This window comes from Lederbergia ruris, assembly GCF_018332955.1.
GTDB classification, from domain to species: domain Bacteria; phylum Bacillota; class Bacilli; order Bacillales; family Bacillaceae_C; genus Lederbergia; species Lederbergia ruris.
Map to the genome: position 1 here is coordinate 1 of NZ_BORB01000186.1, position 225 is coordinate 225.

1 pseudogene is annotated in these 225 nt (G+C 44.4%); it reads left to right on the forward strand.

The annotated features are described in order from the left end of the window. Positions 1 to 225: pseudogene (locus KI363_RS21895) on the forward strand (IS110 family transposase); the annotation flags it as partial.

The window sequence follows — 225 nt, forward strand, 5'->3', positions numbered from 1 at the left end:
AGGCCGCATTCAAAATAACTTGCAGCGTTATTTCCCAGAGTTTCAGGATGTATTTAAACAATGGGATGGAAAGGCCGCATTATATACGTTGCGTGCATTCCCATTTCCATCTGACATTCGTGATAAACCCCCTGAAGATGTACTGGCGGAATGGAAACCCGTTGTAAAGCGTGGTGTTGGCATCAAGCGTGCAACCAAACTGGTAGATAAAGCGAAGAAAAGTGT